Source organism: Pseudomonadales bacterium, assembly GCA_024234615.1.
Taxonomy (GTDB): Bacteria; Pseudomonadota; Gammaproteobacteria; order Pseudomonadales; family IMCC2047; genus JAJFKB01.
On the sequence record JACKNY010000001.1, the window covers coordinates 1,797,027 to 1,810,838 of the forward strand.

Annotated in this window: 9 protein-coding genes; 7 read left to right on the forward strand and 2 right to left on the reverse strand. The window is 47.9% G+C overall.

All coding sequences use genetic code 11. The features are described from left to right. The first annotated feature begins 97 nt into the window (after positions 1 to 97). From metH to H6995_08260, 7 genes are all read left to right on the forward strand, one after another. Entirely contained in the window at positions 98 to 3,799 is a 3,702-nt protein-coding gene (gene metH, locus H6995_08230) for a methionine synthase (protein MCP5214981.1), read from the forward strand. 36 nt (positions 3,800 to 3,835) lie between these two features. Then, entirely contained in the window at positions 3,836 to 4,060 is a 225-nt protein-coding gene (locus tag H6995_08235) for a DUF2970 domain-containing protein (GenBank protein MCP5214982.1), read from the forward strand. 164 nt (positions 4,061 to 4,224) lie between these two features. Further along, positions 4,225 to 5,883: a nitrite/sulfite reductase gene (locus H6995_08240; GenBank protein MCP5214983.1), complete on the forward strand. Its 1,659-nt coding sequence runs from the start codon at positions 4,225 to 4,227 to the stop codon at positions 5,881 to 5,883. Between the two features lie 4 nt (positions 5,884 to 5,887). Continuing rightward, the gene (locus H6995_08245; GenBank protein MCP5214984.1) at positions 5,888 to 6,391 is read left to right on the forward strand and encodes a DUF934 domain-containing protein; all 504 of its coding nucleotides are present in this window, start codon (positions 5,888 to 5,890) and stop codon (positions 6,389 to 6,391) included. A gap of 180 nt (positions 6,392 to 6,571) precedes the next feature. After that, complete coding sequence (locus tag H6995_08250; protein ID MCP5214985.1) at positions 6,572 to 6,829, forward strand: hypothetical protein; 258 nt, start codon at positions 6,572 to 6,574, stop codon at positions 6,827 to 6,829. A gap of 83 nt (positions 6,830 to 6,912) precedes the next feature. Further along, entirely contained in the window at positions 6,913 to 8,937 is a 2,025-nt protein-coding gene (locus H6995_08255; GenBank protein MCP5214986.1) for an NADPH-dependent 2,4-dienoyl-CoA reductase, read from the forward strand. A gap of 33 nt (positions 8,938 to 8,970) precedes the next feature. Next, the gene (locus H6995_08260; protein ID MCP5214987.1) at positions 8,971 to 9,390 is read left to right on the forward strand and encodes a PaaI family thioesterase; all 420 of its coding nucleotides are present in this window, start codon (positions 8,971 to 8,973) and stop codon (positions 9,388 to 9,390) included. Positions 9,391 to 9,417: 27 nt separating this feature from the next. Here the strand turns inward: H6995_08260 and H6995_08265 are convergent, their stop codons facing one another. Together H6995_08265 and H6995_08270 are read right to left on the reverse strand one after the other, a co-directional pair. Further along, positions 9,418 to 12,594, reverse strand: a complete 3,177-nt coding sequence (locus tag H6995_08265) for an efflux RND transporter permease subunit (protein ID MCP5214988.1) — start codon at positions 12,592 to 12,594, stop codon at positions 9,418 to 9,420. Continuing rightward, positions 12,591 to 13,811: an efflux RND transporter periplasmic adaptor subunit gene (locus H6995_08270; GenBank protein ID MCP5214989.1), complete on the reverse strand. Its 1,221-nt coding sequence runs from the start codon at positions 13,809 to 13,811 to the stop codon at positions 12,591 to 12,593. The genes H6995_08265 and H6995_08270 overlap by 4 nt, the downstream gene beginning before the upstream one ends. Position 13,812: the final 1 nt, after the last annotated feature.

A 13,812-nucleotide genomic window follows, 5' to 3' on the forward strand; every position in this document is an offset into this window, starting at 1 on the left:
AAATGAAAGCTATGCTCTATCTATATTATTCAACAGCGCCCTTTTAGATTTGATAACATCATTTCTGCCAAACCCATTTATATATAAAGGATCTTCCATGCCTATCAACAACGATCGAATTACACTGCTAAAAAACGCATTGAAGGATCGTATTTTGATTCTTGATGGTGGCATGGGCACGATGATTCAAAGTCACAGCCTAGAAGAGGCCGATTATGCGGGCGAGCGTTTTCACGATTTTAGTCACTCACTCAAAGGCAATAACGACCTACTCTCTATTACTCAGCCGCAGATAATTAAAGATATCCACCGGGCTTACCTACAAGCGGGTGCAGATATTCTGGAGACCAACACCTTTAATTCTAGCCGTATTGCACAGGCCGATTATGCTCTGGAAGAGACCGTTTATGAACTGAATTTGCAAGGAGCACGCTTAGCTCGCTCCGTCGCCGATGAGTTCACTCAAAAGCAACCCAACAAACCGCGTTTTGTCGCTGGTGTTCTTGGGCCAACCAATCGCACCGCCACTTTATCGCCAGATGTTAATAATCCAGGGTTCCGCAATGTTTCTTTCGATGAGTTAGCGTCCAATTATCATGAAGCAACTGCAGCTCTAGTTGAGGGTGGCGTTGATATTATTCTAATCGAAACAGTGTTTGATACGCTTAACGCAAAAGCAGCTATTTATGCAGTACAGCAATACTTTGACGAGCAAGGTTTTAGATTACCAATCATGATTTCCGGTACTATCACTGACGCCAGCGGTCGTACCCTCTCAGGGCAGACTACCGAAGCCTTTTGGAATTCCGTGGTGCATGCAAAGCCACTCTCAATTGGCTTAAACTGCGCCTTAGGTGCAGAAGATTTGCGTCCATACTTGGAAGAACTCGCCAATAAAGCAGACACCTACGTCAGTGCTCACCCAAATGCCGGCCTACCAAATGAATTTGGCGAGTATGACCAAACCGATCAGGAAATGGCCGCTATCATTCTAGAGTTTGCACAATCAGGTTTTTTAAATATTGTCGGTGGTTGTTGCGGTACAACACCAGCGCACATTCGCGCAATTGCAATAGCATTAGATGGAAAGACACCACGAAAAATTCCTAAATTACCTGTTGCCTGCCGTCTAAGCGGCCTGGAAGCCTTTAATTTTGATAAATCCTCGCTATTCATTAATGTCGGCGAGCGCACCAATATCACCGGCTCAGCCAAATTTAAACGCCTAATCCTAGAGGAAGACTACGATACCGCCTTGGATGTTGCGCGAGAACAGGTTGAAAATGGTGCCCAAATTATCGACATCAACATGGATGAGGGCATGCTTGACTCCAAACAGGCCATGGTTAAATTTCTCCACCTGGTTGCAGCCGAACCAGATATCTCAAAAGTCCCCATTATGGTGGACTCATCCAAATGGGAAGTCATTGAAGCCGGATTGAAATGCATCCAGGGCAAGGCTGTAGTGAACTCCATTAGCATGAAAGAGGGCGAACAAGCCTTTATTGAACAAGCGCGCAAATGTTTGCACTATGGTGCAGCGGTGATTGTCATGGCCTTCGACGAACAAGGTCAGGCGGACACAGCACAGCGAAAAATAGATATTTGTAAAAAATCCTACGAGATACTGGTTAATCAGGTTGGGTTCGCACCACAAGATATTATTTTCGATCCCAATATTTTTGCCATCGCCACAGGTATCGAAGAACACAATAACTATGCTGTCGACTTTATTGAAGCAACCCGCTGGATCAAGCAAAACTTACCCTATGCGTCCGTATCCGGCGGCGTCAGCAACGTCTCTTTCTCCTTCCGTGGTAATAATCCGGTGCGCGAGGCCATTCACTCAGTATTTCTATACCACGCGATTCAAGCCGGTCTGAGTATGGGAATCGTCAACGCTGGTCAATTAGCAGTTTACGACGATCTCCCTAAGGAATTAAAAAAATGTGTGGAAGATGTGGTGCTGAACCGCTCACCCGATGCCACCGAAAATTTACTGAAAATTGCTGACGATTTCCGCGATGATGGCAGCATCAAGGAAGTACAGACCGAGGAATGGCGGGAATGGCCGGTAAACAAACGTCTCGAGCATGCTCTGATCAAAGGCATAACCAGCTACATCAATGAAGATACTGAAGAGGCGCGCCTACAAGCGGATAAGCCCATCAAGGTCATTGAAGGTCCGCTCATGGATGGTATGAATGTAGTCGGCGATTTGTTCGGCTCCGGCAAAATGTTTCTACCTCAGGTGGTGAAAAGCGCACGCGTGATGAAACAGTCAGTCGCCTATCTGTTACCTTTTATCGAGGCAGAAAAAGACACCTCATCAGTGCGGCGCAAGGGTAAAATTTTAATGGCCACCGTAAAGGGCGACGTCCACGATATCGGCAAAAATATTGTCGGCGTCGTATTGCAGTGCAACAACTATGAGGTGATTGATCTTGGTGTGATGGTGCCCTGCGAGAAAATACTGAAAACAGCACGCGAGGAACAGGTAGACATTATTGGGCTGAGCGGACTGATTACACCATCCTTGGATGAGATGGTCCATGTGACAAAAGAAATGCAACGACTGGCGTTTGATATACCACTGATGATCGGTGGCGCGACCACGTCAAAAGCGCATACCGCTGTTAAAATTGAACCCCAGTATCAAAATGATGCGACTGTCTATGTAGCGGATGCCTCACGTAGCGTAGGTATCGCCTCCCTGCTACTCAATCAGGAGCAAAAACCTGAGTTTGTACAAGCCCGTCGCAAAGAGTACGCAGAGGTGCGTGAACGCAACCAAAATCGTCGTCCTAAAACCAAGCTACTCAGCTATCAAGCCGCCTGTGAGAATTCGCTAAAGACCGACTGGGCAAGCTATCAACCACCACGGCCAAACTTCTTAGGTATCAAGGTATTCGATGATTATCCTTTAACCGAGCTGATCGATTATATTGATTGGACACCATTCTTTATTACCTGGGAGCTAGGTGGAAAATATCCCAAGATCTTTAAGGATGAGAAGATTGGCGAACAAGCTAAAGTTTTGTTTGACGACGCACAGCAATTACTCCGGCGCATGATTGATGAAAAACTCATTCAAGCCAAAGCGGTGATCGGTTTATGGCCTGCCAACCGTGTGAATAAGGATGACATCGAAGTTTATCAGGATGAATCACGCCAACAGACCGCCATAAAACTCCACCATTTGCGCCAGCAAACAGACAAACCCAACGATAACCCCAACTATTCCCTGGCCGATTTAATCGCACCCAAGGAAACAGGTATTTCCGATTTTATCGGAGGTTTTGTGGTCACCACTGGCATCGGAGTACCAGAGCTTGTTGCACAATTTGAAGCAGCCCATGATGACTATAATGCCATCATGGTTAAAGCCCTTGCCGATCGTCTGGCGGAAGCCTTTGCCGAAAGAATGCATGAACGGGTGCGCAAGGAATTTTGGGGCTATGGCGGCAACGAAAACTTAACAAATGACCAACTGATCAAAGAGAGTTACCAAGGTATCCGGCCAGCACCAGGCTATCCCGCCTGCCCTGATCATACCGAAAAAGCTACACTTTTTAATTTGTTGTCTGCAGAACAACACACTGGGGTGTCTCTTACCGAAAGCTTCGCCATGTCGCCTGCGGCATCGGTCAGTGGCTGGTACTTTTCACACCCAGAATCAAATTACTTTGGTGTCGGCAAAATTGACCGCGACCAGGTTGCGGACTTAGCCGCTCGCAAGAATATGGACGTAGAACAACTGGAACGGTGGCTTGCTGCCAACCTTGTTTATGAAAACTGAGCTGATGAAAGCTAAACCTAAAACCAGAACAGGCGAATGCAAATGAGCGTAAATAAAGATCCAGATAAATTAACATTATGGCAGGTTATTTCCAGTGTCTTAGCCGCCGCCATTGGCGTACAAAGCCATAAAAATCGCGAACGTGATTTCACCAAAGCCAAACCAGGTACCTATATTGCCGCTGGCATTGTGTTTACCCTGGTCTTTATCTTTACTTTAGTGATTATTGTGCGATTTGTATTGAGCTCAACTGGCGGCTAAGCAAGGCTAAACCGGAATCTCAACAAGACCTGTTCATTCTTCCGCTATCGCTACAAACTGGTTCTAAAGATATAAGAATTTGATGTTTTATAGAACAACTGGAACCAAGTATGATGCCCTCCCAGCGAGTAATTTACTTCTGACCATAGGAATTTTGTTAAGTCATGTATGTTTACGATGAATGCGATCAACAAATACTGAATGATCGCGTCGCCCAGTTTCGAGACCAAATGCAACGGTTTTTGGCTGGCAAAATAAGCGGTGATGAATTTCTCCCGCTACGCCTGCAAAATGGGCTTTATATTCAACGACATGCGCCGATGCTGCGTATCGCTGTCCCCTATGGCATGTTGTCAGCAAAGCAGATGCGCATGTTAGCGCACGTCGCCCGGACTTACGATAAAGGCTATGGCCATTTCAGTACGCGTCAAAATATGCAACTGCACTGGCCTAAGCTCGAACAGGTACCCGATATTTTGGCGGATCTGGCAAGCGTGCAGATGCATTCGATTCAGACCAGCGGTAATTGCATTCGAAATACCACGACTGACCAATTTGCCGGTGTTGCCCGGGATGAAATCGAAGATCCTCGCCCCTATTGCGAACTGATTCGTCAATGGTCAACCTTCCACCCGGAGTTCGCTTATCTCCCGCGCAAGTTTAAGATTGCGGTCAATGCGGTTCCAAGTGCTGATCGTGCAGCGACAATGGTGCACGATATCGGACTTCATATCGTCACTAATCAAGCCGATGAAAACGGCTTTAAAGTGTTTGTCGGCGGCGGCTTAGGCCGCACACCGGTAATCGCTAGCCAGGTACGCGACTTCTTACCGAAAGAGCATTTACTGACCTACCTGGAAGCGATTCTGCGGGTGTATAACCGCTACGGCCGACGCGATAACAAACACAAGGCACGTATTAAAATTCTGGTGCGCGCGCTGACACCTGAAAAGTTTACGGCAATGGTTGAGCAAGAGTGGGCGCAAATTAAAGACAGCCCAAGTACCGTCACCGTGGCCGAAATTGAACGTTTAAAATCGTTCTTTACGGAGCCTGATTACGAAACACTACCCGAAAATGATGCCTCTTTTGAAGCCCATAAATCTGAAAATAAGTTTTTTGCCAACTGGGCTAAGCGTAACGTTTATCCCCATAAAAAACCGGGCTATGCCGCTGTCACGCTGAGCCTTAAAAAAACTGGCATTGCCCCGGGTGACGCCACTCATGAGCAAATGGACACTATGGCCGATCTCGCCGAACGCTATAGCTTTGGTGAATTACGCGTCAGCCATGAGCAAAACATCGTTTTGGCTGATGTAAAGCAATCTGACCTTTATGATCTCTGGCAGGACGCCAAACGATATGGCTTCGCGACACCTAATTTGGGGTTGTTAACTGACATGATATGCTGTCCTGGCGGTGATTTTTGTGCCTTGGCAAATGCTAAATCCATCCCGATTGCCCAGCAAATTCAGGAACGCTTTAACGATCTTGATTATCTTTACGACATCGGCGATCTTGACCTCAATATTTCCGGTTGCATGAATGCCTGTGGCCACCACCATGTGGGCAATATCGGCATTCTCGGCGTCGATAAAAAGGGGGCTGAATTTTATCAAATCTCGTTGGGCGGCTCCTCTGGTATAGACGCCTCTCTCGGCAGTATCTTAGGTCCATCATTCAGCGAAGATGTCGTTGCAGATGTGATTGAAAAGATAGTCGATGTCTATATTGAAAACCGTGTTGAAGAAGAGTGTTTTATTGATACCTATCGTCGCATCGGGCTTGATCCTTTTAAGCAACAGGTTTACAACAATGCTTAGTGATATGACAAAACAGAGCATCATCAAAGATGGCGCAATTCAGCAAAATAGCTGGCAGTTAATAAACCCGTCAGAGTCAGGTGAATACCAACTTCCTAACAGCGGTGACATTATCGTCCCACTGAAACTTTGGCAAAATCAAGCCGAGCTTCTCGAACAACATTCAGGCAAAGTGGGGATCTGGATTAACAGCGACGAAGAGCCGGAATGGATTGCAGACAGGCTGCAAAAACTCCCATTAATTGCCATTAATTTCCCTATTTTTACTGATGGCAGAGGATACTCCTACGCGCGCCTGCTTAGAGAACGCTATGGTTTTCAAGGAGAAATTCGCGCCATCGGCGATGTCACGCAGGATCAATTGTTTTATATGCGTCGCTGCGGCTTTGATAGCTTTTCGTTAAAGGAGGGCAAAGAAATTGAGCCCGCTTTAAATAGCCTGACCTCAATCAGCCATTCTTACCAGGCCGCCGTTGATCAACCACAACCCCTTTTCAGACGCCGCTAAGCCAATTGGTCACACCGATTTGGCTGGATTACCAGCCAAATTAATTCATATCGCTTGAAATGCCCCTCACCCTATTTATACTGCGGATTAACGCCAAGCTATAAATGCGAGGCAGCAGCCAAATTGATCGATCCAACAACCCTATAGACTTCGCTAACCACGAGGAGAGCCCGCATGAAAATGAAAATCAATATCGATATTGACCTCTCACCCAAGGAAGCCCGTGAAATGCTGGGTTTGCCAGACATAGAGCCTATGCAAAAAGCGACAATGAAAAAAATTCAAGAAAAAATAGACCAGGGCATTGAGGAAATGAGCGATCCAGAATTATTACTAAAGCGCTACCTGCCACTGGGAATTCAGGGTATCGAACAGTTTCAGCAGTTCATGTCGATGGCGGCAAAAGCGGCCACAGGCAAAAGCAACAAAGACGACTAGTTCTGCCAGAAATTTCTGGTTAATCAGCACAGCATAACGACCAGACTATTTCGACCGCTTCCTTTTTTACTTTTGGAGAACAAATGTCGGCACCCCAATACCCCAACCTGCTAGCGCCGCTCGATCTCGGCTTTACTCAATTAAAAAATCGTGTCCTGATGGGTTCCATGCATACTGGCCTGGAAGAGTTACCGGATGGGCATATACGCATGGCAACTTTTTTTGCTGAACGCGCGCGTGGTGGTGCTGGGTTGATTGTCACAGGCGGTTTTGGCCCCAATAAAAATGGAGCGATTCACCCCAAAGCGAAGCACATGCAAACAGAAGCCGATATCGCTGACCATCGTGTCATTACCGATGCGGTGCACGAAGCGGACGGTAAAATATGTATGCAAATACTGCACACTGGTCGTTACGCTTACTCAAAAAATCTAGTGGCCCCCTCACCTATTCAGGCGCCGATCAATGTCTTCATTCCACACGAGCTGAGCGCCAAAGAAATCGAACAACAAATTCAGGACTTCGTCACTGCCGCCGAAATGGCGCAAAAAGCCGGTTATGACGGTGTTGAGGTGATGGGGTCAGAAGGTTACTTACTAAATCAGTTTATCGCGGCCCGTACCAATCACCGCCAAGATGAATGGGGGGGCAGCTTCGAAAACCGTATTCGCTTACCGCTCACCATTGTTAAACGCATTCGAGAACGCGTCAGCACCAACTTTATCATTATTTACCGACTGTCGATGCTTGATCTGGTTGAGGGTGGCAGTAGCTATGAGGAAACCGTGCTACTAGGACAAGCGGTTGCCGCAGCCGGAGCATCCATCATCAATACCGGTATCGGTTGGCACGAAGCGCGGATTCCCACTATTGCTGCCAAGGTGCCGCGGGCGGCCTACACCTGGGTCACAGCAAAATTTAGGAGCGCCCTGCCCGTTCCGGTGATTACTTCAAATCGTATTAATACACCAGATGTTGCCGAAGCGGTATTAGCGCGTGGCGATGCTGACATGGTGTCCATGGCGCGCCCGTTTTTAGCCGATCCCGATTTTGTCAATAAAGCGGCTGCCGGAAAAAGCGATGAAATTAACACCTGTATCGGTTGCAACCAAGCCTGTCTCGATCATATCTTTAATGAAAAAATCGCCACTTGTCTGGTCAATCCACGCGCTTGTCATGAAACAGACCTCGTCATTACCCCAGCGTTCACCAGCAAAAAAATAGCGGTTGTCGGCGCTGGGCCTGCTGGGCTCTCTTTTGCGGTGACGGCAGCGCAAAGAGGACATCAGGTCACTCTCTATGATGCTGAGAACGAAATTGGTGGGCAATTCAATATCGCAAAACGAGTCCCCGGAAAGAACGAATTTTATGAAACGCTGCGCTATTACCAGCGCCAAATTGAGCTATCGGGAGTTAACCTTCAACTCAATACGCGAATTAACGTCAATGATTTAAACGCTGCAGACTGGGACGAAGTGGTTATCGCCTCAGGCATTGTGCCACGCATTCCAAAAATCGAGGGAATCAATCACCCAAAAGTTTTGAGCTATTTGGATGTGTTGAAACTAGGCAAACCCGTCAGCAAAAAAGTTGCTGTGATAGGAGCAGGCGGTATTGGTTTTGACCTCTGCGAGTACCTAGTAGATGGCTCAGAAGATACCAGCCTGAATATACCTGCTTTTATGGCTAAATGGGGTGTGGATATGACCTTCTCCACCCGTGCGGGAGTCGAGGGTGTTAAACCCAAAGCCACACCTTCACCGCGTGAAATCTACTTGCTACAACGCAAAACCTCGAAAGTAGGTGAAGGCCTAGGCAAGAGCACTGGCTGGATTCATCGTACCGAACTCAAACATAAGGGTGTGAAGATGCTCTCCGGCTGCGATTATCAGCGTATTGATGATGAGGGCCTGCACCTAACGATTAATGGCGAACCCAGCGTGCTGGCGGTAGATAATGTCATCATTTGTTCCGGGCAGGAATCTTTGCGTGAATTGGTGGATGGACTAAATAAACCCTATCACCTCATTGGTGGCGCAGATCAAGCAACAGAGCTTGATGCCAAACGCGCAATCAACCAAGGTACGCGACTTGCAACTCAACTTTAGATGACACTTTAATTAACAATAAGAAGGTACCCGATGAAAACGACAGGCTTTGATATCATCGCAGCCCAACAGCTACTCAAAGAAGGGTTTGCGCCGTGGGTTCAAGAATTGGACATTCACTTCGACAAGGTCGCCGAAGGGCAGGCAATCCTCAGAGTGCCCGCAGCAGAGCAGCTTAACCGGATCGGTGGTACTGTGTGCGGACAAGCCATCATGGCATTAGCGGACACCGCCATGGTCTTTGCGGTTTGTTCGGCGGTAGATGCCTATGTGCCTATGACCACCGTATCGCAATCTTCTTCTTTCCTACGCCCCGCAGCAGATGCAGACCTCATTGCCCACGCTAAAATTATTAAACAAGGACGTAGCATCGTTTACGGAGAAGTGAACCTTTACACGGAACGACCGGACAAACCCATCGCGCATATTACCAGCACCTATATGCTGCTCTAGCGATATACAGGTTCTAAGAGGAATGTTCTAGCTCGAATGAGGCCGTTGCATTCGGCTCTTGGTTTTTACCCATGTTTTAAAGACACCAATTAACGACTTGATATCCTCCATAATACGGTAGTTCACAGGCACCAGAATCAACGTAATAAAGGTGGCAAAAATCACACCGAATCCCACCGAAATAGCCATCGGCATTAAAAATTTTGCCTGTGTTGAACGTTCAAACAGCAGTGGTAACAGACCAAAAAAAGTGGTTAACGATGTCAGCATAATGGGACGAAACCGGGATACTCCCGCACTGAGAATGGCATTATTGATCAACTCACTCCTATTTTGCGCACCCGTCACCGCTGCACTTTGTCTGCGTTTATTTATAAAATCTACCAACACCAGGCTATCATTCACTACCACGCCTATCAGCGCCATAATCCCCAGCACGCTCATAATAGAAAGGTCAACACCCATCAGCCAATGCCCCATCACAGCACCCACAGAGCCAAAAGGAATCACCGACATCACAATAAAGGGCTGAGAATAAGACTTAAAGGGTATCGCCAGTAAACAATAAATCACAAACAAAGCGACCAGCGCTCCGATCAAAATACTGGTCAAGGACTCCTGCTGCTCTCTGGCCTCACCTTCAAGTGAGTAAGTAATGCCAGGATATTGCAGTAACAACTCATCAAGAAAGACCTTCAGGTCCGCCTGCAATACCGTCATGTTAGTCACTTCTTTATTAATATCAGCCGTGACACTAGCCGTACGGTATTGGTCGATACGATTAATCGCCGCTGGCCCGCGGCCTGGCACCAAGGTCGCTACATGTAACAACGGAGCCTGCCCACCACTTGGCAAACTGATTAACATATTCTCTAGGTTGGCGACCGACTCTCTTTCGTTTATCGGGAAGCGCACCAACACTCTTATATCATCACGACCACGCTGAATCCTCTGCGCCTCAAAGCCTTTGAAGGCGCGCCCCACTTGGACAATCACATCTCGTCGGGTTAAGCCCAATGCATGTCCTTGCTCGGTCAACTCTACTTGTAATTCTTCCTTGCCATCCGACAAACTATCGGCGATATCAAACACCGCTGGGTAGGTAGCAAGACGTGCTTTTACCTTGTCGGCAATTTCACCCAATGTCGCCAGTGAGGTACCGCTGAACTGAATGTCAATGGGATCATGCGGACGGCCAAACTCAGCGCGAAACAGCAAGGATTCTGCACCTGGCACTGCCCCGATAAGGTCACGCCATTCTCGTACCAGGTCACCGGTAGTTACCGCAGATGACCGTGCTTCCGCAGCAATAGTTTCGAAACGCACCTGTCCTAAATGAGGACCGCTAGAGCCGCCACCCGCCGCACCGGAAATCGCCAAAATATTGGTGATTAAGGGCTTACCGAGCAAAGGATCCTCATACTTTTCCTGCAATTGTCTGGCGGCGTCAGCCATATGTACAACGTAACGATCAGTCACTTCTAACGGCGTACCCGCCGGAAAGGTGAGGGTTGCCGTTGCCGTTTCACTTTCAACACTGGAGAAAAACACAAAGCGCGTCCAGCCACTCATAATAATGGCGAGAATGAGAATTAACACGCCGACAAACCATGCCAGCGTTTGATAGCGATGCTCGACACAGCGAGCTAACAGCGGACGATAGTAACGAATGATGACCTGTTCAAACCCGTCAGCAAAACGCTGCTGCCATTGACTCAAACGTTTGGTCGGTCCCTCCTTGCCATTTTTCAACCGAATATGCTTGAGGTGCGCTGGCAGAATAAATTTGGACTCAATCAGCGAAAACAACAGTACCGGGATCACGACCAGCGCCAGCTGGGCAAAAAGAACGCCGCGTCGCCCTTCCACAAAGGTAAATGGCATAAAGGCTACAATGGTGGTCAACACACCAAAGGTCACCGGGATAGCAACTTCTTGCGTACCTCGAATCGCCGCCTCTAGTCCCGTCTCCGAAGTGCGTAGATGGGTATAGACATTTTCTCCCGTAACAATCGCATCATCGACAACTATACCGAGCACCAGAATGAAACCAAACAGACTGAGAATATTAAGCGAAACACCTAGTAGGGGCATAAAAATGAAGGCGCCCATAAAACTGATGGGAATACCAAGAAACACCCAAAACGCGATTGAAGGTCGCAGGAAAAGCGTCAATAACGCAAGCACTAAAATACCGCCCTGAACTGCATTTCGGATCAATGTACCCAGTCGATTCTTAACCACAACCGAGTCATCATCCCAATAGCTTAACTCCAAGCCCTGCGGCAATGTGCTTTGACGTTGATCGATATACTGTCGCACCGCCTCTGCCACGTCCAGCGCACTTTGATTACCGATACGATAGACATCTATCAGGGCGGCTGGCTTACCATTAAAACGTGTTTTTAGGGCATCCTCAGTAAAGCCATCGCGAACATCGGCGATATCACCCAAGCGCAATATACTGCCATCAGCGTTGGTCTTGACCACGATGGCTTCAAACTCATCGCGCTGATAGGCTTGGCCTTTGGAGCGGATCAATACATCACCACCCTCGGAGCGCACGTTACCTGCGGAAAAGTCTAAGGAGTGGTTCTGAATTGCGGCAGATACAGCCTCCAGGGTGAGCTGATAATTGCGCAGACGATCCTGCGGGATAGTGATATTGATTTCATAATCACGGACTGCGCTTAATTCCGCCTGGGTAATCTGCGGCAGCCGCAGCAAGTCATCACGCGTTTGCTCACCGATTTCTCGAATTTCCCGCTCACTCAAATTACCCGCCACCGCTACCGTGATCACCCCGAATTTGTGCTGCGATAGACTAATCACCGGATTTTCCGCTTCGCTCGGTAAGGTACTGATCGCATCAACGCGACTTTTTACATCGGCCAGAATTTCTCTAGGGTCATACCCCGGTTCTACTTCCACCGTCACCAGAGCAGTACCTTCCATTGAACGGCTGGTCAAACGCTCAATTCCTTCTAAGTCCTGCACCGCTTCTTCGATACGGATACTCACGCCCTGCTCAACATCTTCCGGTGTTGCCCCTCTTAAGGAAACGGCAATGCGTATCAAATCGGATTCGATGGAAGGAAATACTTCCAAAGGAATTTTACTGTTCAAAGACAATAAACCAGCCACGAAAATACTGACCATTAACAGATTTGCCGCTACATGGTTGCGTGCAAACCAGCTGATCATGGAGTTTTGCCCTTTTCAGGAACCAGCGCTAAAGGCTGAGCAACGTTGGACACGGATGGATTTAACACTTTTACCGGAATACCAGACGCGACTTGTCCTAGCGGTGTTAATACAAGCTGGTCTCCTGTGATAAGCCCTTGTTGAATAATAGCTTCATGGTCATTTTGCCAGGCAATTTCTATATTGCGACGCAACAACCTTCCCTGTTCCACTAAATAAACATAACTGCCTTGGTAAATGCTACTGTTGGGAATGACCAAAGCATTCTCCAGTCGTATCCCTTGAATCTGCGCCGTCACATATTCACCAATTTTTAGTGGCTGTTTGCCGGTTGCCTGAGCACCATAGGGGTCATCAATTTGCGCTACTACGTGCAACTGCCGACTGGTGCCATCGATCGCCCCTTCAGTACGCACTATTTTTCCCTGCCAAATTTGGTCGCCCACTAAGTCTGAATAAATAGTTACCGCGACTGGCTCATTGTTTTGGGTGGCATTAAAGCGATAACTTTCCGGCAAGCGAATGTAATCCAAATCACGGTTTTTTAACGGCAGCCGTATTTCCACATAATCAGTCGCATAAATCGAGGCCAGCGGCATATTGTTAGAGACCACCTCACCCACATCAACCTGCTTATTCAAAATCCGCCCGGCAAAGGGCGCCAGGATACGAGTGCGCTCTAAATTGAGCTGTACCTTGTCTAATGCCGATTGTGCCGAAATCACTTGTGCTTGCGCCGCTTGTAGCTGCGGTTTGCGCAGCACCAGATCTGATGCTTGCGTCGTGTTACCTAAGCGTCGCCAATCCTCCAACGCCTGTTCCGAACGCGCCTGCTCTTCCGCCAGCAACTGCTCGGCGCTAATTAACGCGGCCTTGGCAATATTGACTTCAGCCTCATAATCACGGCTATCAATCCTCACCAATTGGTCGCCACGCTCAAAAAAACCACCGTTGCGAAACTGTGGACTGACCTCAACAATTTGACCGCTAACCTGTGCCACCAACTGGCTTTCAATGCGCGGACGCACCGTCCCGTAACTCTGCAACCGAACCTGATAGGGTGCTTGCTTCAGCGCCAAAGTCTCTACCGTTAACTGAGGTTTGGAAGGTAAATGAGAGCGTTTCGCTTCCGGTGGATTATTAAAAATTAACAACGCCACAATAATAAACACAGCCAACACAATGAGAGGAATTATTGCTTTTTTAGTAACGACCATT